We start from the raw sequence: 22846 nt of genomic DNA on the forward strand, positions 1-22846 counted from the left end.
AGTAGTACTAATAACCCATAGGCTTATTGTACGCCTGTTTTTTTAGAGTACAAATAATTATTACAAACCATGTTCTTATTTTCAATATGTTAAGATATTTATCTTTCTTTAAAAGAAAGAGATCCCGCATCAAGTGCGAGATTAAAGCTTAAGGTGGTTATAGCGATGGGGCTCACCTCTTACCATTCCGAACAGAGAAGTTAAGCCCATTAGCGCCGATGGTACTACATTTGTGGAAGAGTAGGTCGTCGCCTTTTTTAGAGAGTCTAATTACAGTATGTAGTTAGACTCTTTTTTTTGTGATATACTTTAGCAAAAAGAAAAACTTCTTTTATTTAATACTGAACTCTAGCGGATAGTTGCGGGAGCGATAGTAACGGCATCCTTTTTATGGCTTGATATGTACTGTTGTTTGTTAGGAGGTAGGATTTGACAGATTGCTACGTCGGTTCCTCCTCGAAATAACATAATAAAAAGATACAGTGGATAGCGCGGTTTTAATTTTTCTTTAAAACCCGCCCAAAAAAATATTCAATATTAGTATCTTAAACATCTAAATTTTTAAGTGTTTGATGGCTAAAAATAAGGAACTAGAATTGGCGTGGGCATTTGTAAATAATACAAATCGATCTATTTTTTTAACGGGTAAGGCGGGTACTGGTAAAACTACTTTTTTGCATCGTTTGAAAATGAATAGTTTGAAACGTGTGGTGGTGGTTGCGCCTACGGGTGTGGCTGCTATTAATGCTAAGGGTGTGACGATACATTCGTTTTTTCAGATGCCTTTTGGTCCGATTTTACCTGATACGGATTTGAATGCTTCAAAAGGATTTAATAGAAAATTTAGTAAAACAAAAATCAATATTATTAAATCGATGGATTTATTGGTTATTGATGAAATTAGTATGGTTCGCGCCGATTTGTTGGATGGCATTGATAGAACCCTGCGACGTTTTAGAAATAGAGATAAAGTGTTTGGCGGTGTACAGGTTTTGATGATTGGTGATTTGCAACAACTATCGCCAGTAATTAAAGAGCAAGAGTGGGCGTTGTTGAAGCATGTGTATAGTAATGGCTTCTTTTTTAGTAGTCTGGCTTTCCAGAAATGTGATGCAATTACTATAGAGTTGAAACATATTTATAGGCAGGAGAACCCGAAGTTTATTGAAATCTTGAATGAGATTAGAAATAATAGCTTGACAGATGCAGGTGCTGCGGAATTGAATAAACGCTACGTTCCAGATTTTACGCCTGCACCAGATGCAGGGTATATATCCTTAACAACTCATAATAATAAAGCAGAGGCAACCAACAGGACGGAGTTGGAGAAGTTAAAAACCAAGACATTTACTTATAATGCTGAAGTGGATGGTAAGTTTCCTGAATATGCGTACCCTAATAAGGAGTGTTTGGAGCTTAAAGTTGGAGCGCAAGTTATGTTTGTAAAAAATGATAGTAGCCCAGAGAAGCGATATTTTAATGGTAAGATTGGTAAAGTAATGCATTTGGATGGTGATGAAGTGGTTGTGCATTGTCCTGAGGACGATTTTAATATTATTGTAACTCCTGAAATATGGGAGAATATAAATTATTCTGTAAATGCAGAAACTAAAGCTATTACTGAAGAGAAAATAGGGAGTTATACACAAATGCCATTGCGTTTGGCTTGGAGTATTACGATTCATAAAAGTCAGGGCTTAACTTTTGAAAAAGCAATTATTGATGCGCAGGGAGCTTTTGCTCATGGGCAAACTTATGTAGCGTTGAGTCGATGTAAATCTTTAGAAGGTTTGGTTTTGAAGAGTAAAATTCATTCCAATCAGATTATTAGTGATAAAAATGTAATGTCTTTTAACGCGCATGCTGAACAGCATGCGCCTGATGAAACAATTTTAAAGGATTCTCAAAAGAATTTTCAATTGGATTTAGTTGCTGAAGTGTTTGAGTTTTATGGGTTTTTATATCCTTTAAATAGAATTTTAGATATTTATTACAAGAATAGAACAGTTGTTGAAGGTTCGATTGAAAGTACTTTTTTACCAATTAAAGATTGTATAGCGAACTTTTTGAAAGTTGCTAATAGTTTTAATTCGCAGTTAAAACAACTTTCTGAGAGCGAAGGTCTAGCAGAAGAAAGTCCTGTAATTCAAGAGCGGTTTAAAAAAGCCATTGCTTATTTTAAAACTGAAACTGAAACAAAAATAGTAACACCTTTAAAAACATTTGGATTTACTACAGACAATAAGGCTGTTGGTGGTGAAATAACGAAGCATTTGGATGGTTTTGAAGATTTACTAACAGTAAAACAATTATTTTTTAAAGGTTTAGCTAATGGTTTTTCGGCAAAAATTTTTCTAGAGTTACGTGCTAAATCAATATTTACAGGGAAAGATAAACCAAAGAAACCTAGAAAGACAGTTATAGAAGGTACTAGTAATGTAGCGTTATTTGAAAAGCTTCGTATGCTTAGAAATGATATTGCTCACGAGAAAGATTTAATTCATTATCAGATTTTTGCACAAAAAACACTTTACGAAATGTGTGAAACCTTGCCAACTAACAAACAGGAGTTGCTTAAAGTGAATGGCATGGGAAAAACTCGTGTTGAAAAATATGGGGCTGCTATTTTTAAAGTGATTAAAGCGTATTGTGAAGAGCATGATATTGAAACGTCTAATGATGCCACCATTTTTGATGAACCTAAACCGAAACGCAAAAAAGGAGATACTAAAAAGGAATCGTTGCGTTTGTTTCAATCTGGAAAATCGGTTCAAGAGATTGCTGATGAACGAGAATTGAATACCAATACTATTATTGGACATTTAGCAAGTTTTATATCTTCAGGTCAGGTGAAAATTACAGACTTAATACCTGAGACTCATTATTTAGAGTTGAAAACTTTAATTCCTAAAAAGAAATATGAGAATTTATCGGATTTGAAGCAACAGGTTGATGAAAAATATAGTTATGGTGAGTTACGGTTGGTTTTAGAGGATTTAAAAAAAGAATAAAGCGTTGTTGTGAGAAATGTAATGACGTAAGAATCTTATCAATGTAAGTTCTATTCGAAATTAAGATTCATAAAAAATTTAGAAATATAATTAAAACAGATTCTTACCTCACTTCACTCCTTAGAATAGTGTAACTTAATCTCTCAAAATGCTTCTCGAGATTACAATCTTCTGGATTTCAGAAGTGCCTTCATAAATTTGGGTAATTTTTGCATCACGCATTAAACGCTCAACATGGTATTCTTTAACAAATCCATTACCTCCATGAATTTGCACCGCTTCAACGGTGTGTTCCATAGCAATTTTTGATGCGTATAATTTAGCCATGGCACTGGACATATCGTAATTATTTCCTTGATCCTTATCCCATGCCGCTTTCATAACTAAATGCCTAGCAGCAGCAATGTCTGTATACATATCGGCGAGTTTAAAAGCTATAGCTTGATGATTACAAATTTCAGTACCAAATGCTTTACGTTCTTTAGAATATTTTAAAGCCAACTCATAAGCACCCTGTGCGATACCCAAAGCTTGAGAAGCAATACCTATACGTCCACCAGATAAGGTTTTCATAGCAAACCGAAACCCAGAACCATTAGCACCAATTCTGTTTTCTTTTGGAATTTTCATATCATTAAACTGAAGTGTATGTGTATCACTCCCTCGAATACCAAGTTTGTCTTCTTTAGGGCCAATATGAAAACCTTCTGTGTCTTTTTCAACAATAAAAGCATTAATACCGTGTGATCCTTTATCGCGATCTGTTTGTGCAATTACTAAATAAACATCGGCGCGTCCACCACTTGTAATCCAGTTTTTAGTGCCATTTATTAAGTAATAATCACCTTTATCTATAGCAGTAGTTTTTTGTGAAGTAGCATCACTTCCTGCTTCTGGTTCACTCAAACAAAAAGCACCAACAAATTCACCTGTAGCAAGTTTAGTAAGGTATTTTTGTTTTTGTTCTTCAGAACCATAGGCTTCTAGTCCGTAGCAAACTAATGAATTATTAACAGAAACTATAACAGAAGCCGAGGCGTCAATTTTAGATAATTCTTCCATAATAAGAACATAAGAAATAGCATCCATACCACTTCCTCCGTATTTTGGATCAACCATAATACCCATAAAACCTAAATCGCCCATTTTTTTAACTAATGCATCTGGAAATTGTTGTTTATTGTCACGTTCAATTACACCTGGGAGTAGTTCGGTTTGAGCAAAATCGCGAGCCGCATCACGAATCATTATGTGTTCCTCTGAAAGACTAAAATCCATAACCTTAAAATATTATTGATATGATAAAAAATATGCACAAATATAAATTTTTAATGTGATATGTTTAATAGAAAATACTATTTTTACTTAATATGATAATGAAAGAATATAATGTGATTGGTGTCATGTCTGGAACATCTTTAGATGGTTTAGATTTAATTTATGTTTCCTTTAAATTCGACAAAAAGTGGCAATTCAAAATAAATAGTTATAAAACGGTTGAATATAACAAAAAATGGAAGGTTACTTTAACTACTTTGGTAGACTTAACTTCTGAGGAGCTAGAAGAAGTTGATAATGACTATACAAAATACCTAGCTAAGGAAATTAGGCAATTTATTGAAGAGACTAAGATTGATAAGTTAGATGTAGTTTCATCACATGGTCATACAGCATTGCATAAGCCAGATGAAGGAATTACATATCAAATCGGAAATAAAGCAATACTTTCAAAATTATTAGGCGAAGTAGTTGTTTGCGATTTTCGTGTTCAAGATGTATTACTTGGTGGACAAGGTGCTCCTTTAGTTCCTATTGGAGATAAATTATTGTTTTCGGCATATGAGTTCTGTTTAAACCTTGGTGGATTCGCTAACATTTCATTTGATAAAAGTAGCCACAGAATTGCCTACGATATTTGCCCAGTTAATATTGTGCTAAATCACTATATAAAGACTTTAGGATTCGATTATGATGATGAAGGGCAAATGGCTTCAACAGGAAAGATAAACACAAACCTATTAAAGAAATTAAACGAATTAACTTTTTATGAAGAAGCTCACCCAAAGTCGTTAGGGTTAGAATGGGTTAGTTTAAACATTTTCCCTTTAATTGATTCGTATAAATTAGAGGTTATAGATATTTTAAGAACGTTTATAGAGCATATAGCTATTCAAATTGCTTCAGCAATTAATGATAATAAAAAAGGCTCGGTGTTAGTTACTGGTGGTGGCGTATACAATAAGTTTTTAATGAAGAGAATAAAAACCCTTTCAGAAATTAAAACAATTGTACCTTCCCGAAAAATTATTGAGTTTAAAGAAGCACTTATTTTTGCATTCCTAGGAGTCTTAAAGCTTAGGAATGAGGTTAATTGCCTTAAAAGTGTAACAGGGGCTGTTAATGACCATAGTTCTGGAAATATTTTCTATCCATAAAGTTTTCATAATTTAATATTTAAGCTTTTTAGTTTTTTATATTTGTTACCTTAATATTTTAATCTTTTTTAGAATGAATCAGTTATAGCTACACTTAATCCTAAATCTCATGTATCATGAAGTGTTAAGTTAAATTGAATTAAAAATAAATCTAAAAATGAAAGAATTATTAAAAAAATATGAAAATAAAGACCCTGAGATTGTATTTAATTGGAAAGATCCAGAAACAGATGCCGAAGGTTGGACGGTTATAAATTCTTTGCGTGGTGGTGCAGCAGGTGGTGGAACTAGAATGCGCAAAGGTTTAGACATGAACGAAGTTTTGTCCTTAGCAAAAACTATGGAAATTAAATTTACCGTTTCTGGGCCTGCTATTGGTGGTGCAAAATCGGGAATAAATTTTGATCCAACTGACCCACGTAAAAAAGGAGTATTAGAGCGGTGGTATGCTGCAGTTTCACCATTGCTTAAAAGTTATTATGGAACAGGAGGCGATTTAAATGTAGATGAAATTCATGAAGTAATCCCAATTACAGAAGAAAGCGGTGTATGGCATCCCCAAGAAGGCGTTTTTAATGGTCACTTTAAACCAACGGAAGCAGATAAAATAAATAGAATTGGTCAATTACGGCAAGGGGTTATAAAAGTTATTGAAAATCCTGATTATTCCCCATCAGTTTCCAGAAAATATACTGTAGCAGATATGATTACTGGTTTTGGTGTTGCAGAAGCTGCCAAACAGTATTATGATATTTATGGCGGCTCAATTGAAGGCAAACGTGCTGTAGTACAAGGTTTTGGAAATGTAGGAGCAGCAGCAGCCTTTTACTTGTCTAAGATGGGAGCTAAAGTGGTTGGCATAATAGATATTGCTGGAGGATTAATTAAAGAAGATGGTTTTTCTTTTGAAGAGATTACTAACTTGTTTCTCGCAAAAAAAAGTAATACTTTAGTTAGCGATAATTTAATTCCTTTTAAAGAAATAAACGAGAAGATATGGTCAATTAAAACAGAAATTTTTGCACCATGTGCAGCATCTCGTTTAATTACTATTCATCAAATTGACGAAATGATAGATAGTGGTTTAGAAGTTATTTCATGCGGAGCTAATGTGCCATTTGCTGACAAAGAAATCTTCTTTGGGCCAATTATGGAACATACAGATTATCGGGTTAGTTTGATACCAGATTTTATATCAAACTGTGGAATGGCGAGGGTATTTGCTTATTTCATGGAACGTCGTGTGTTAATGACAGATGAAGCCATATTTAATGACACATCAAATAAAATTAGAGAAGCAATCCAAAAAGTGTATAATAAAAATCAGTCTAAAACTGGAATAAGTGAAGCAGCTTTTGAAATAGCTTTGGAACAATTAATTTAAAACAAAACAAGCACTAGAATAAGTTATTAATTAAATCAAAAAGGCGCATCAAAATTTAAGGCGAAAGACAATTTAACAACAACCAATAATATTTTAATTTATGGAAGCAGCTATTATTTTAGTATTTGTAATGGGCTATTTGGCTATTACTCTTGAGCATAGTATAAAAATAGATAAACTTATCCCAGCCTTGGTTATGATGGCCATATGTTGGGCATTAATAGCTTTGGGATTAGATACTTTTTCGCAATGGTTTGATTCGGGAAAACATGCATTATTAGATAATTTTGGGTTGCTTGGACATGAAGAGAAGATGCACCTTATGGAAGAAACACTCTTGCACCATTTAGGTAAAACGTCAGAGATTTTAGTGTTTCTTTTAGGAGCCATGACCATTGTAGAAATAATAGATTATTTCGATGGGTTTTCAACAATTAAGGACTTTATAAAAACTAAGAAAAAAAGCAAAATTCTCTGGATTTTTGCCATATTGGCTTTTATTTTATCAGCTATAATTGATAATCTTACTGCTACGATTGTACTTATTTCAATACTTCAGAAAATAGTTAAGGATAGAAATGTGCGTATATGGTATGCTGGTTTAATAATAATAGCAGCAAATGCTGGAGGTGCTTGGTCGCCAATTGGTGATGTTACTACTACCATGCTATGGATTGGTAAAAAAGTAACAACAGGGCATTTAATGGGGTATTTATTATTGCCTTCCTTTTTATGTATGGCGGTTCCAACATTTATAGCTTCATTTTTACCCGCATTTAAAGGCGATTTAGATATTGAAGAAATTGAAGAAAAAAAGAAGTCTAAGTTTAGTAGCACGATGTTGTATTTAGGTCTTGGTGCAATTGTATTTGTACCTATATTTAAAGTAATTACACATTTACCACCTTATGTAGGGATGATGTTGTCGTTAGGAGTTGTTGCTATTTTTGCTGAAATATATAGTAGTTCTAAATTTAGTATGACTATACATGACTCAGAAGAAAGCGATGCGCATGCTCAACATAGTCCTGTACATTACTCATTATCTAAAATAGAATTACCTAGTATATTGTTCTTCTTAGGTATTTTAATGGCGGTTGCGGCATTAGAATCTTTAGGTATCTTATTTAATTTTGCTGGCTCCTTGCAGGAAAATATGCCTATGTTAGGAACTGAATTGCATCAAGGAACTCATGAAGGTGTCTCAGATTTAGTAGTTTTATTATTGGGTGTTGGTTCTGCAGTTATTGATAATGTTCCTTTAGTGGCTGCAAGTTTAGGGATGTTTCATGAGCCTATCGATAATGAGCTTTGGCATTTTATAGCTTATTCTGCTGGAACAGGAGGTAGTATGCTAATTATTGGTTCTGCTGCTGGAGTTGTGGCTATGGGGATGGAAAAAATAGATTTTTTCTGGTATTTAAAAAAAATAGCTTGGTTGGCTTTAGTAGGGTTCTTAGTTGGAGCCGTTGCATTTATGTTTACAAGAACACTATTTTAATTAGCAATCAGTTTAGTATAATGAAAACAGAAATGTTAGTGTGAATTCACTAATATTTCTGTTTTTGTATTAAGATTATAAGCTGAAATGTATTTTTGTTATACTTTAGCGTCTAAACCAGCGTTATAAAATTGCAATAAATTAAAATTATATGCTAAATACTTTATTACAAAACTCCCAAGATGGGGCAGATGTGCTAACCGATGGCGAATCTGTTGAAAAAACACTTTCGATTATTGAATTAATTAGTAGCGGGGGCACTGCAGGACAAGTTATTATTGCGGTCCTTTTTCTATTGCTTGTAGGTGCAATATATATTTATTTTGAACGCATTTTTGCAATTAAAGCAGCATCTAAAGTAGATGCTAATTTTATGAATCAAATTAAAGACCATGTTAGCAATGGTAAAATAGATTCGGCACAAGTACTATGTGCTCAAGTAAATACACCTGTGTCTAGATTAATTGGTAAAGGAATTTCAAGAATTGGAAAACCACTAGCAGATATTAATACAGCCATTGAAAATGCTGGCAGATTAGAGATTTATGGATTGGAAAAAAACGTGAGTATTCTGGCAACTATTTCTGGAGCAGCTCCAATGATTGGGTTTCTTGGTACGGTAATTGGAATGATTTTAGCAATATTTGAATTAGCAAATGCTGGTGGTTCTATAGAAATGGATGTATTGGCAAGTGGTTTGTATACAGCAATGACAACCACAGTAGCAGGTTTAATAGTTGGTATTGTTGCATACATAGCATACAATCATTTAGTTGTAAAGACAGATAAAGTGGTGTATCAAATGGAAGCTAATTCGTTAGAGTTTTTAGATCACTTAAACGAGCCAACATAATATGAACTTTAGAGGAAGAAATAAAGTAACACCAGAATTCAATATGTCGTCTATGACGGATATTGTATTTCTACTACTTATCTTTTTTATGATAGCTTCTACATTGGTAACAACAAATGCTATTGATATTTTATTGCCAAAAGCAAGTGGTAAAACCGAAAACAAAAAGTCTGTGGCAGTTAGTATTAAAAAAGATTTGACCTATTATATCGATCAAAAACGAGTTGGTGAAAGTGTTTTAGAAAACGAATTATTAGCGTTGCTTTCTTCACAAGAAAAACCAACAATTGTTTTAAGAGCAGAAAAATCTGTACCTGTAGAACATGTTGTAAAGGTAATGGATATAGCAAATAGAAATAAGTTTAAAGTTATTTTAGCAGTAAAGCCTAATTAATAATTTGTCACTTCGATTGATGCTAATTTTTTAATCAGAATTGTATCGAGAAGTTTTTATAATGATGAAGTATTTCAAAACAAAACATGAAAAGAATTCGGCAAAGTTAACAGCATTAATTGCTGTTATATTATTGCTATTATTGTTTGTTGTTGGTACAACGTATATGGATCCGCCTGAAGAATATGGTGTTGCTGTTAATTTTGGTAATTCGTCATTTGGAAAAGGTAATGTTCAGCCATTAAAGCCTGTAAAGTCTGAACCGAAGAAAATTGAAGAACCACCTCAGCCAGATGTTTCTAAATCTGAGCCAACAAAAGCTTCAGAAACCAAAGAAGAAGTTCTCACTCAAGAAGATGTTGAATCCATTGCAATTAAGAAGCAAAAAGAAGCTGAAGCGAAAGCAAAGGCCATTGCAGATGCTAAAGCTAAAGCAGAAGCAGATCGAATAGCTAAAGAAAAGCGTGAGCAAGAGGAGAAAAAAAAGAAGCTAGATGCACTTATTGGTGGTGTTAGTAAATCTGAAGGTAGTGAAACTGGAAGTGAAGGTAACGATGATAGAGCAGGAGATAAAGGGCAATTGGATGGCGACCCATATGCTCCAAGTTATTTTGGTGGACAGGGAACTGGAAGTGGTGGCGTTGGTTACGGATTGAATGGTAGGGGCAGAGCTTCTTATAAAACAATTAAACAAGATTGTAATGAGTCGGGACGCGTTGTGGTTAGAATTGAAGTTGATAAAAATGGCAATGTAACAAAAGCAGAACCAGGTGTTAGAGGTACAACCAATAATGCAGCATGCCTTTTAGATCCAGCAAAAAAGATAGCACTATCTCATAAATGGCCATCAGATTCTAAAGCACCATCAAGACAAATAGGATTTGTAAGTGTAAATTTCAAATTAAGTCAATAGTAAGTAATGACATATCAAGATACGCTTGATTGGATGTTTTCTCAACTACCAATGTATCAACGACAAGGTAAATTGGCATTCAAGAAAGATTTATCTAACACCATAAAACTTGCAAACTATTTAAATAACCCTGAGCAGAAGTTCAAATCTGTTCATGTTGCAGGTACTAACGGCAAAGGGTCTACCAGCCATATGCTCGCTTCAGTACTTCAGGAAGAAGGGTATAAAGTAGGGTTATATACTTCTCCGCATTTAAAAGATTTTAGAGAACGCATTAAAATTAATGGCAAAACGGTTAGTAAGCAATTTGTAATTAGTTTTATAAAACGGAATAGGTCTTTTTTTGAAGATAATGAGATGTCTTTTTTTGAAATGACTGTTGGAATGGCCTTCGACTATTTCTCAAAACAAGAAATTGATATAGCAGTTGTCGAAGTCGGTATGGGCGGACGTTTAGACTCGACCAATATTATTACTCCAGAAGTATCTGTAATAACAAATATAGGATTAGATCACACACAGTTTTTAGGAGATACTTTAGAATTGATAGCACATGAAAAAGGAGGTATTATAAAAGCCAATGTGCCAGTTGTTATTGGAGAAACTCAAAAAGAAACAGCTCTAGTTTTTAAGGATTTAGCTAAGAAAAATAATTCTAAGATTGAATTTGCAGATAAAAATGTATTTAGCGAATATAAATCCGATTTGGTAGGTAGTTATCAAATTAAAAACACAAAAACAGTTGTTCAAGTAGTAAAAGAACTTCGGTTAATTGGCTATAATATTTCAGAGAAACATTTAAAAGAAGGGTTGCTAAATGTTGTAAAAAATACAAACCTATTAGGGCGCTGGCAAATACTTAAAAATATACCTAAGGTTATATGCGATACGGGACACAATAGAGAAGGACTTACCTATGTTATGACGCAACTCGAAAATGAGAATTTCAATAATCTACATATTGTTTTTGGTGTGGTAAATGATAAGGATTTAGATTCAATAATTGGTTTACTTCCTAAGCGGGCTATTTATTATTTCTGCAAACCAAATATTCCTAGAGGTATGGATGTGATGAATTTAAAGCAATATTTTAACGCACATAACATGTTAGGAGCGGCTTATGAGTCTGTAAAAGAAGCTTATGAAAGTGCTTTGAGAAAGGCTACACCTAATGATTTAATATTTGTTGGAGGAAGTACTTTTGTGGTCGCTGAAATTATTTAATTTTTTATTGAAAAAGTTTTTGCAATATTAAAAACTAGGTTATATTTGCAGTCCAATTTAGAGGGCGCGTAGCTCAGTTGGTTCAGAGCACTTGGTTTACACCCAAGGGGTCAGGGGTTCGAATCCCTTCGCGCCCACAAATAAATAGAGTCTGCTTTTTTAAGCAGACTTTTTTTATGGAACAAAATGAATGTATTCAGTTTTGTGAAATAAAAATATGCTCTCAAACTATGTTTGAGCAGGCTCTATTTTCAGAATGGAGTGTTTTGTGATATACAATCCCTTCGCAATCACATAAAAATCCAAGTAATTTTATCAGGATTTTTTTATATACCATTTTCTATCCCCTTGATACTAAAATTTTTTGCTTATTTTTAGGAAAAATCTCTCGTCTATGAATGGTAGTTCTATAAAAGAAGTCTACAAAGAAATATTCAAATCACACGATAACCCGTCACTCAAACAGCATATTAAAAAAATAATAGAACTGGATGTTTATCTTCCATATAGTTCCACTTTTTTTTGCATTACAAATACTCAAGATTTATCCTTTGAATATATAAGTAAAAATATGACTGCTTGTCTTGGATTAGATAAACAGGAATTGCAAATTAAGGGAATGCGATATTTGTGGAGTAGAATGCACCCTGATGATTTAGATAAATGGTTGAAAGCATTAAATGAATTAATGAATTTTACGATAAATGAAATTAGTGTTAATGATAGAGGTAAAATGAGTTATACTTGGAATTATCGATTAAAAAACGGTAAAGATGAATATGTTAATGTAGTACAGAATACAACGCCTCTGGAGTTTGATAGTAAGGATAAGCCCGTGATTGGTTTAGCGCACTATACAGTTTTGTCAGGAAGCCTTGAGATGCAAATTTCAGCCTCTGCTAAATTATTAAATAGTAATAATGAATATGAAACCGTATATTTTAACAATTTCTCACAGAAATTATTAACTGGAGGAATTAGTAATAGAGAGCGTGATGTTATTCGTCTTTTAGTTTTAAATTATTCCAGTAAGGATATTGCTAAAAAACTGAATATTAGCCCTAATACTGTAGATACCCATCGCCGTAATATCCTTAAAAAACTTAAAATTTCTTCAACCGGAGAACTTATAGGGATGTTAAAAATGAATAAAAACATCATTTAATTAAATTTTAAACTGCGACACAAAAGAGAATTTTAAAATTTCCTTTGTATTACATCTTAATAAGAAAGTCGTTTAACGAAAACTTTACGAAATTTTATTAAAATACTCAAAATGAGTATTGTGTTTTAAACAATTATATGAGAAATTACTGAATTATTTTAGCCATCTCTAAAATACCCAAAAGTTGGTATTTTTTGATGGGTAATGTATGATTAATTTTAAGAACCCCACCTACCTACTTGAATCTCCTTGTTTATGGGTTTTTGCTATTAACCCTAATTAAACACTATTCTTATGAAAAACATTTACCTTTTTTTTATTGCATTTTGTCTTTCTCTTACAAGTTTGGGGCAAGTAATTTTTAATCACAATTTCAACTTTGGAGATACCTCTGGCGATTTAGTAACAATAAGTTCTAACTTTTGGTTTGAAGGAAATACTAATTCACCAAAAGTAGGTTACCAAGAAGGAAGCCTTTCCCTGACTAATTATGAATATTTAGTAAAAGGAGGTTCTGCAACTATTAATAATGGTGTAATTGGAGAAAGTGTTGCGACAGGTTTTGGCTCGGTTAATTCTGGGGATGTCTTTTACAGTGCTTTGGTGAACTTAAGTAGTACAGGGACAGGAGATTCTGGGTTTTTTATGCACTTAAATACAACTGGTTCAGAAATTAGAGGGCGTTTATTTGCTAAGACTGATGGAGGTGGTTTCAAATTTGGTATCATTTCACAGGGTTCAAACGCAAACATTAAATATGGCACAAACATATATAGCTTTAACACGACATATCTTGTAGTTGTTAAATATGATTTTAGTAATGGTGTATCCACTTTATATGTATTATCAGCTCCGACAGCATTAGAATCTGGGGCAACGGTAGAAGCAATATCAGATGCAGTTACAGTAGTTGCTGCTATAGATGAAATTGGCATCCGCCAACACACAAACGGTCCTGTTGGAGCCATAGATAATATACGTGTTGCAACGACATGGGCAGATATCATGCAGACTTATTTTGATTCTGCTATTGATGGGTCTGATATGCCAAAAAATTGTTCCTTGCTTACTATAGATCCAGGAACAGCAGCTAGTGCTTCAGTTTTTTTTAATACCGCTAATTTTACGGCCTCAAATGATACAGGTAGCTGCACTAGCGAAGGGAATCAGGATGGTTACATTGCCTGGGAAATAGAAGATACAAGCGATAATAGTATAATTAATAGCGGCTGTATATTTAACTCAGATTTAAATACAGATGTTCCTATTCCAGGGATGTTGGATGGAAAAACATATAAGTTTACGGCGACATTGGTTGATAATTCTGATGTAGCATTAACTAACCTAGAAGCAGAGTATAGTTTAACTATTACAGTGATCCCTTATATAGATGTTACAAATATTGGTGATCTAAGAGGTCAAACAATAAGTGAAACTCTATTCTATAGCGTAACAGGGCAAGTGGTTCTTAGTTATGGAAACGATAGCGATGGTTTGTATTTTTTTCAAGATAATTCAGGAGGTATTACTGTAACTGATGAAAATGGATTTATGCCAGTCTTAACTGTAGGCGATGTTTTTGATACGCTGAGAGGGAATTTAAAAACAGGTTCAAATGGAGAATTGATATTAGAGATTACGCAAGAGGACAGAGCAGATCCCACAGTTAATAATGGAGATGTAGCTACTCAAGAAGTAACTTTACTTGATTTAAATAATAGTTATTCAGATTATGAATCTGAATTAGTCTTAATTAAAGATGTTGATTTTATAGGAGCATCTGGAGATTTTGCACTTAATGCAAGCTATGCTATAAATGATGGTTCTAGAGGGTTTAATGTCGATACATTTTCAGCAGATTTTGGTAATGCAGATTATATTCAATCTGCTTATGCTGTACCAACTGTACCGCAAGATTTGGTGGTTTTGGTGCGTTCTAATACAGGTTCAGCAGTTACAGTCACAGCAAGGAGTACTTCAGATATGTCTAATACTTTAAGTGTTGATGATTTTAATAAACAGAGCTTTAAACTCTATCCTAATCCAACTTCGTTAGGATATATAAACATTGCAAGTAAAAACCAATCTAGCTTAAAGATTTCTGTTTTGGATGTATTAGGGAAACAAATTAGCAGTGAATCTATAAAAAGTTCTAAGTTAGATGTTTCGCATTTAAAATCTGGACTGTACTTGCTAAAAATAGAGCAAGAAGGTAATGTAATAACCAAGAAGCTTGTAATACAATAAATTTGATAATGTTAAATAATTTCCACTATAGGTGATTCATCTAAAAATTAATTTCATACAACGAAAACTGTACGAAAATTAGTGAAAATACTCAAATTGAGTATTGTAGTATAAGCAATTAAATTGCAACTTTACATTGCTATTAATTAATTCTTAGGGAGAATTATAAGAAACTAAAGTCCGTTATGAGAATAACGGGCTTGTTTTTTTAAAGCAAATCTAGTACCCGCTCTAAAGCCATACCTCGAGATCCTTTTATTAAAAGAGTTGAATTTTGAATGCTAGAGAAGTTGAAGTCAGATTTAAAATCATCAAAAGATTTGTATTGGACCCCAATGCTTTTGGACAAGTTGGACTTGTGAAAATTCTCTCCAACAAAAATAACTTTATCAAAGTTTAGAGAAACCGCTAGGTTTGTAATTTCTTGATGTTCTAGTTCTCCATCATCACCCAGTTCAAACATATCGCCTAAAATAGCTACTTTCTTTCCAGACTGTTTTTCAAGATTTAGTAAGGCAGCTCTCATACTTGTAGGGTTGGCATTATAGGCATCTAGAATAATTTGGACACCTTCTTTTTTAATTATTTGAGACCTGTTATTACTTGGTTGGTAACTTTCAATGGCTAGTTTAATGCTTTCTTTATTAATTTTAAAATAGTGCCCAATAGCAATGGCTATGGCAATATTACCAAAATTATAGTCACCAATTAATTGGGTTTTAATTTTGAGTTCTTTATAGAGTAGGTTCACAAAGGGATTAGCCTCTTTAAATTTAATGATAACATCAGATTTTAATGAGCCAAAGGAGTAGATTCTGGATTTTTTTGTTTTCTCTACCTGAATAGGGTCATTATTATTCACGAAAACAGTTTTGTCATGCGAGATTAAATAATCGTACATTTCGCTTTTACCCTTAATAACGCCTTCAACACCACCGAAACCTTCTAAATGCGCTTTTCCAAAGTTGGTAATAAGTCCATAGTCTGGTTGCGCAATATTACATAAAAAGGCAATTTCCTTTTGATGGTTAGCACCCATTTCAACAATGCCAATTTCGGTATCCCTTGTCATTGAAAGTAATGTTAGAGGAACACCAATATGGTTATTCAAATTGCCAACTGTAGCCGTTGTTTTAAATTTTCTAGATAGTACGGCATTAATTAACTCTTTGGTAGTAGTCTTACCATTACTTCCAGTAAGGGCAATAATTGGAACCTTTAAAAAATTCCTATGATAGGTTGCAAGTTCTTGTAGTGTTTCTAAAACGTTTTCAACTAAAATGGTCTGTTCATTAATATTAAATTCAGCCTCATCTACAATGGCATATTTTGCTCCAGATTTTAGAGCTGCTTCAGCATACTTGTTTCCATTAAAATTATCACCTTTTAAAGCAAAAAACATGTCGTTTTTATTAATTTTTCGTGTATCAGTAGATACTGAATTACTATTTAGAAATAGTTTATGTAATTCTGAAATATTCAATTATTTATATTTTAAAAAAGTTTAGATTCCCGTCTTCACGGGAAAGACAATTTAACAGAAAGAGGCTGTCTAAAAAGTCATTTTTAATCTGTTTTGTCAAGTTGAGCTTGTCGAAATTAATATTGATTATAAGTAAAGTAAAAAATATTTCGACAGGCTCAATATGACTTTGAACCTACTTTTTAGACAACCTCATTTTTTTGATTTTTAAATGTAACAAAAAAAGTCCTAATCGAAATTAGGACTTTTAATTATTTTTTAAACTAAATGTTAGTTTTTAGTTTTGTTTTTTCTTTTTGTTTTAGAGCCTACTCTAGACATAGCACATCTAAATCCAATATAGTCTGTTGCCATATCTTCTGGATAATAGCGTCTCTGTGCTGGGTCTAACCAGTATTCTCTGTCTTTCCAAGAACCACCTTTATATACTCTCACTTGATCGTTAATTAAAGATGTTCTATTATTACTTTTATCGTATTCTCTAATAAGGTTACCTAAAGAATCTCTCTCTACACTATGCTTAGGAGAGTTGTACATTTTTCGGGTTTCTGTATCTTCATCAGATCCATCGTCCTCGTCAAAACTTTCAAAATATCTAGAAGAACGTTTGTCGCCATCTCTAAAGTTTATTTCGTTACTCTTATCGAAATTTGTTCTTAAATACGTTTCATTGTCATCAACGGCAACTTGTAAAATTTCACCTGGTAAGTTTCTAGCGACTAATTTACCAGTAGAAAGTGTGTCATAAACAATATCTTCAGAAGTAACAATTTCAACGGTTCCATCTTCGCTTATAGAGTTCTTTGTATAAACATTACCACGGTAGTAGTTAAAGTCGTTAAATTCATCATCTACAATAGGTCTGTAAACATCGGCAACCCATTCTGCAACATTACCTGCCATATCGTATAGGCCGTAATCATTTGGATCATAAGATTTAACAGCATTTGTAATATCTGCACCGTCATCAGACCAACCAGCAATTCCACCATAATCACCCTTACCTTGCTTAAAGTTAGCCATTTGGTCACCGCGTATTCTTCGTTTTCCAGCACGGGTGTATTGACCATCCCAAGGATATTTTTTACGTCCTCTATAAACATTATAACTACGTATTTCACTTAGACCAAGTGCGGCGTATTCCCATTCTGCTTCAGTAGGTAGTCTATATTTTAAAGGAAGAATTCCAGATTCTCTTTTAGCATAAATATTAATAGGATTACCATCTGCATCTACTTGTGCATTTCTGTTTCTACCACCTTCAGGGTTAATAACTTCTTCGTTACCTCCATAAGTTAGGGTAGGAGCATTTATATAAGTATCAATATTAAAAGTTGCATCGGCTGATACATCTGTTAAATGCGAACCTCTTTTAGTATAGCCTTCTTTTTGTAAAGCCATTTCACCTACACGGTCTGATCTCCAGTTAGCAAACTCAACTGCTTGAATCCAACTTACACCAACAACAGGATATTCTGCATAGCCTGGGTGACGTAAATAGTTTTCGGTCATAATTTCGTTAAAACCTAAACGGTTTCTCCATACTAAAGTATCTGGAAGTGCCCCATGATATATAGCTTTGAAATTTTCATCAGTTGGAGGGTAAACCCTTTTAATCCAATCTAAGTACTCCAAGTACATAACATTTGTTACTTCCGTTTCATCCATATAGAATGATTGCACGTGCTGTTGGTTTGGAGTGTTATTCCAATCATGCATAACATCATCTTGTACTTTACCCATGGTAAAAGTACCACCTTCAACAAATACTAATCCTGGAGACGTTTCTTGTTCTTCAAAGCGGGTGTTGTATTGAAAACCACCTTCTCTATCGTTAATTTGCCATCCTGTAGCTCTGGAACTATTTTTAGAGCTGGTAGACTTCTTACAGCTAACTGCTGCTAACGACAACCCTAGTATTAGGAGAGCTCTGAACGTTATTACTTTTTTCATATCCATATTTTTAAGTAAGCTAAAATTCTATTTTGGTGCTGCAATATAAGAATTAAACCCAAGATTGCAAGCTAATTTATGCATTTAAACTAAAAAAAAGTGTATTTCACCTTATTTTTTATGCATTTCGTCGATGTTTTTACTGTTTTTGCACACCGATTTGTGTTGTATTAACGTTCGTTTTCCTAATTTATTATTGTATTTTTGAACTCGTTTTTAAAATTGTTATTTTTTTTGATAATATCGGTTAATTAATAGCGTTATTCAAGGAATGAAAGAGAAATTATTAATTTTTTTATTGGGTTGTTCCCTAATTGCTTTTTCTCAACAAAAAAGCTTCAATATAAAATGGGAGGGTTTTCAAACCTTATCTACTGGAAGTTTTAGTTTTAAAGTGCCTGCATTTAATGAGGAAAATTTTAGCTATCAATATGAAGATGGAGTACTTTTTGTAGCTCAGTGGGAAAATAATAGTATTATTGATGAAGGTTCAGTAAATCTTAGCAATATTAAGTATGAAACGATTACCAAAAATAGTTTAGGTGACTTAAATACTGAGATTATTAGTACTAAGCTAAAGTATTATATTAAAAATTCAAAGGCTAGAAACAAGCAATATGCCTATTTTCAATTAACACCTATAATAAAAGAGGCTGATGGAACTTATAAAAGGGTGATTTCATTTCAAATTAATTATAAAATTGGTTTAGGAAGAAATAAATCTAAAGTTAGTAGCAAAAGTTTTAACAGTTCGCGTACAATTACTAATTCCGTTTTAAGTTCTGGTGAGTGGTACCGATTTTATGTTGATACTACGGGTGTTTTTAAACTGTCCAAAAGTTTTTTACAACGACTAGGTGTTAGTGTAAACAATGTAGACCCTAGAAATATTAAGCTATATGGAAATGGTGGTCGTATGATACCTTATTCTAATGCTGTTCCATATCCTTTCGACGTCGTTGAGAATGCTATAAAATTTGTTGGAGAAGAAGATGGTGTATTTAATAATGAAGACCATATATTGTTTTATGCTCAAGGACCTCGAGAATATAATTTAGAGAGTGATACAAATATCAATTGTTATACAGACAAGACATATTATTATATTAATGTGAGTGCTGGCAACGGAAAACGTATACAACCTTTTGTACAACCAACAGGAACCCCTAACTTAATTATTGATACCTACCAGGACTATCAATTTCATGAAAAGGATGAATACAATATTGCTTCTGTTGGAAGACGCTGGTTTGGTGATCGTTTTGATGTTGAAAATTTAAAATCATTTGAATTTGATTTTCCAGGAATAGTTACCTCAGAACCTGTGAATGTTAAAGTTAGTGTTGCAGCCACTTCAGAATCTCAAAGCTCTATGCAATTAAGCGTCAATGGATTACCTGTTGCTAATTTAAATATGGCAGGTTCTTCTCAAACTAATTTAGCAAGTGGTAATTCGTATAGTGGTAGCTTGGATGTGACTTCTTCAACTGTGACAGTCGATCTTAATTTTGATAATCAAGGAAATCCAAGCGCATTGGGTTATTTAGATTATATTTCTGTTGAAGCAACTCGAGCATTGAATTTTACAAATAAACAGTTTCAGTTTAAAAACAATAGTGTTATAACTTCATCTGGAATTGGTCAATATAATATTACAAATGCTTCGCAAATTTCTGAAATTTGGAATGTAACCGATATTTATAATGTATCAAATTTTATTAACCTAGATTCAAATACCAATTTAAGTTTTACTTCTTCATTAGGTACATTAAAAACTTATGTTGCATTGACACAACTAGATTATTTCGAACCAAAAGTTGATGCTACAACCAAGATAAGTAATCAAAATATAAAAGGAACTATTTTTAATAATGATCAGGGTCAATTTCAAGATATTGACTATATAATAGTGGCACCTAATAATATGTTGAATCAAGCAGAACGTTTAGCTAGTATTAATAAAAAGCAATACGGGTTAAACGTGAAGGTTTTAGGTTTAAACGAGATTTATAATGAGTTCAGTACAGGCAATCAAGATGTTGGTGCTATTCGAAATCTTGTAAAGTATGTTTATGATAATGCGAGTACACCAGAAAATAGAATAAAATATTTATGCTTATTTGGTGATGGGTCATATGACTATAAAGACCGAATTAGGAATAATACCAATATAGTGCCTTCATGGTACTCAAAAAATAGTTTTAGTCTTACATTTTCATTTGTGTCGGATGATTTTTATGGTATGATGGATGATAATGAAGGAACTATGGCTAATAGTGATAAACTCGATATAGCCGTTGGACGTATTCTAGCTGATACTCCACAGCGAGCTAAAGAATTGGTTGATAAAGTAGAGTTGTATTATGCCAAAGAGTCTTTAGGTAATTGGAGAAATAATTTTGTTGCTATTTCTGATGATGTAGATGTTGAATGGGAGGCAATATTACAAAAAACGACGAATAACTTGGGAGATATGGTTACTCAAGAAAAACCATTCATTAATGTTATTAAGCTGCATAGTGACGCTTTTCAGCAAAGCTCATCGGCAGGAGGAGATTCGTATCCAGAAGTTGCTGAAGCTATGGTTAATGAGATTGATAAGGGAGCTTTGGTGGTTAATTATTTTGGACATGGAGGAGAAGATGGATTAGCTGGCGAACGTATTTTGCGTAAACCAGATATTGAAAACTTTCAAAATGCTTGCAAGTTAACGTGTTTCGTAACCGTTACATGTGAGTTTACTAAATTTGATAACCCGCTTAGAGAAACTGCAGGAGAGTTAACTTATTGGAAGAAAGAAACAGGAGCCATTGGCTTAATTACAACTACAAGACAAGTATTTGTAACCTTTGGTACAGGCTTCAATATTATTTTAGAACAATATTTATTTTCTTTTAGTAATGATGATAACTTCAGTGATTTCGAGTACCCAACTATGGCAGAAGCTTTAAGGCTAGCTAAAAATGATCCTTCTTTATCTCGAGAAATTCAAAGACGCTTGGTGTTCTTTATCGGTGATCCAGCAATGAAACTAGCATTTCCAAAGCCTAATATTAGATTAACTCAAATAAACGATGTTCCTATTAATCAATCAACAGAGGTGCTTCAAGCATTAGGTTATGCTAAACTTAGAGGTGAAGTCATAGATGTTTCAGAAAATGTACTTACTAATTTTAATGGCACATTGACAACTACTATTTATGATAAATCAATTGAAAGACAAACTTTAGCGAATGATCGTACGAGAGAATGTCTTGAATATGAAACAATTAATGGGGTAAGTAGGTGTGTAAGGTTTGGAAATTTAATTAAGTTAGACTTTACAACTTTAGGAGCCGTAATATTTAGAGGGCAAGCATCAGTAGTTAATGGTGAATTTGAATTTGATTTTATAGTTCCCAAAGATATAGGAATCCCCGTTGGTTACGGAAAGTTAAGTTTTTATGCTAAAAATGAAGAATTATTGCTAGATTATGCAGGAGCTAGTATAAATACAGTAAGAATTGGAGGTTTAAACGAGAATGCTGAAGAAGATAATGTAGGCCCCGTCATTTCATTATTTATGAATGACGAGAATTTTGTATCTGGCGGCATAACTAACGAATCTCCAACCTTGTTAGCAAAGTTGGAAGACTCAAACGGTATTAATACAGCAAGTGGTATAGGTCATGATATAGTTGCTATTATTGATGGAGACGAAGCTAATCCATTTGTTTTAAATGATTATTACCAAACCGAAGTAGATAGTTACCAAAAGGGAATTGTAAGTTTTCCTTTTAGAGATTTAGAACCAGGACTTCATACCTTAACATTGAAGGCATGGGATGTTTATAATAACTCGTCAATATCTGAAATTCAGTTTGTTGTATTTGATAAAGATCAAGAATTAGTTATAAACAACGTATTAAATTATCCCAACCCATTTGTAAATTATACAGAATTTTGGTTTAACCACAATAGTTCTGATGCTTTAGACGTTTCTATACAGATATTTACCGTTTCGGGTAAACTTGTTAAAACCCTTAATGGTCAGACAACGGGCGGAACAAAGGTTACAAGCTCTTTATCTCGAGATATTATTTGGGATGGTAGAGACGATTTTGGAGATAAAATAGGAAAAGGCGTATACATTTATAAGTTAACTGTAAGGTCACCACTCTTAAATAAAAAGGTTGAAAAAATAGAAAAACTAGTCATTCTTTAACAATAACCGAAGTTTTTGGTAAGTTAAACGGATTTAGAAATGACTTTTAAAATAAAATATATATTTGTTAAATAAAATT

The 22846-nt window shown here is 33.0% G+C and carries 14 protein-coding genes, 1 tRNA gene and 1 rRNA gene; 13 read left to right on the plus strand and 3 right to left on the minus strand.

What is annotated here, in order from left to right; translation table 11 throughout:
• The first annotated feature begins 149 nt into the window (after positions 1-149).
• Together rrf and Q0739_RS09295 are read left to right on the plus strand one after the other, a co-directional pair.
• Positions 150-257, plus strand: a 5S ribosomal RNA gene (rrf, locus tag Q0739_RS09290).
• A 315-nt stretch (positions 258-572) separates the two neighbouring features.
• Entirely contained in the window at positions 573-3011 is a 2439-nt protein-coding gene (locus Q0739_RS09295) for a helix-turn-helix domain-containing protein (protein WP_298238447.1), read from the plus strand.
• Between the two features lie 135 nt (positions 3012-3146).
• On the opposite strand, the gene Q0739_RS09300 is transcribed toward Q0739_RS09295, so the two are convergent.
• Positions 3147-4289 carry an acyl-CoA dehydrogenase gene (locus Q0739_RS09300; RefSeq protein ID WP_298238448.1) on the minus strand — a complete coding sequence of 381 codons (1143 nt, stop codon included), beginning with the start codon at positions 4287-4289 and terminating at the stop codon, positions 3147-3149.
• A gap of 98 nt (positions 4290-4387) precedes the next feature.
• Here Q0739_RS09300 and Q0739_RS09305 point away from each other — a divergent pair, with 98 nt between their 5' ends.
• From Q0739_RS09305 to Q0739_RS09350, 10 genes are all read left to right on the plus strand, one after another.
• Positions 4388-5446, plus strand: a complete 1059-nt coding sequence (locus tag Q0739_RS09305; protein WP_366140785.1) for an anhydro-N-acetylmuramic acid kinase — start codon at positions 4388-4390, stop codon at positions 5444-5446.
• Between the two features lie 157 nt (positions 5447-5603).
• On the plus strand, positions 5604-6830 hold the full coding sequence (locus tag Q0739_RS09310) for a Glu/Leu/Phe/Val dehydrogenase dimerization domain-containing protein (RefSeq protein ID WP_298238450.1): 1227 nt from the start codon (positions 5604-5606) through the stop codon (positions 6828-6830).
• 100 nt (positions 6831-6930) lie between these two features.
• Positions 6931-8331: a sodium:proton antiporter NhaD gene (nhaD, locus tag Q0739_RS09315; RefSeq protein WP_298238451.1), complete on the plus strand. Its 1401-nt coding sequence runs from the start codon at positions 6931-6933 to the stop codon at positions 8329-8331.
• A 151-nt stretch (positions 8332-8482) separates the two neighbouring features.
• Positions 8483-9184, plus strand: a complete 702-nt coding sequence (locus tag Q0739_RS09320; protein ID WP_298238452.1) for a MotA/TolQ/ExbB proton channel family protein — start codon at positions 8483-8485, stop codon at positions 9182-9184.
• Between the two features lies 1 nt (position 9185).
• Complete coding sequence (locus tag Q0739_RS09325) at positions 9186-9578, plus strand: biopolymer transporter ExbD (RefSeq protein ID WP_298238453.1); 393 nt, start codon at positions 9186-9188, stop codon at positions 9576-9578.
• 64 nt (positions 9579-9642) lie between these two features.
• Entirely contained in the window at positions 9643-10491 is an 849-nt protein-coding gene (locus tag Q0739_RS09330) for an energy transducer TonB (RefSeq protein ID WP_298238593.1), read from the plus strand.
• Positions 10492-10497: 6 nt separating this feature from the next.
• Complete coding sequence (locus tag Q0739_RS09335) at positions 10498-11715, plus strand: folylpolyglutamate synthase/dihydrofolate synthase family protein (RefSeq protein WP_298238454.1); 1218 nt, start codon at positions 10498-10500, stop codon at positions 11713-11715.
• Between the two features lie 62 nt (positions 11716-11777).
• A tRNA-Val gene (locus Q0739_RS09340) sits at positions 11778-11852 on the plus strand.
• Positions 11853-12109: 257 nt separating this feature from the next.
• Entirely contained in the window at positions 12110-12880 is a 771-nt protein-coding gene (locus Q0739_RS09345; protein ID WP_298238455.1) for a LuxR C-terminal-related transcriptional regulator, read from the plus strand.
• A gap of 294 nt (positions 12881-13174) precedes the next feature.
• Positions 13175-15127, plus strand: coding sequence for a T9SS type A sorting domain-containing protein (locus Q0739_RS09350; protein ID WP_298238456.1), 1953 nt, complete (start codon positions 13175-13177; stop codon positions 15125-15127).
• A 208-nt stretch (positions 15128-15335) separates the two neighbouring features.
• Here Q0739_RS09350 and murF read toward each other — a convergent pair whose 3' ends face one another.
• Complete coding sequence (gene murF / locus Q0739_RS09355) at positions 15336-16610, minus strand: UDP-N-acetylmuramoyl-tripeptide--D-alanyl-D-alanine ligase (RefSeq protein WP_298238457.1); 1275 nt, start codon at positions 16608-16610, stop codon at positions 15336-15338.
• 270 nt (positions 16611-16880) lie between these two features.
• On the minus strand, positions 16881-18569 hold the full coding sequence (gene gldJ, locus Q0739_RS09360; protein WP_298238458.1) for a gliding motility lipoprotein GldJ: 1689 nt from the start codon (positions 18567-18569) through the stop codon (positions 16881-16883).
• A gap of 265 nt (positions 18570-18834) precedes the next feature.
• On the opposite strand from gldJ, the gene porU reads away from it, so the two are divergent.
• Complete coding sequence (gene porU, locus Q0739_RS09365) at positions 18835-22767, plus strand: type IX secretion system sortase PorU (protein WP_298238459.1); 3933 nt, start codon at positions 18835-18837, stop codon at positions 22765-22767.
• Positions 22768-22846 lie beyond the last annotated feature (79 nt).

The sequence above is a fragment of the uncultured Algibacter sp. genome (genome assembly GCF_947487605.1).
GTDB lineage: Bacteria > Bacteroidota > Bacteroidia > Flavobacteriales > Flavobacteriaceae > Algibacter_D.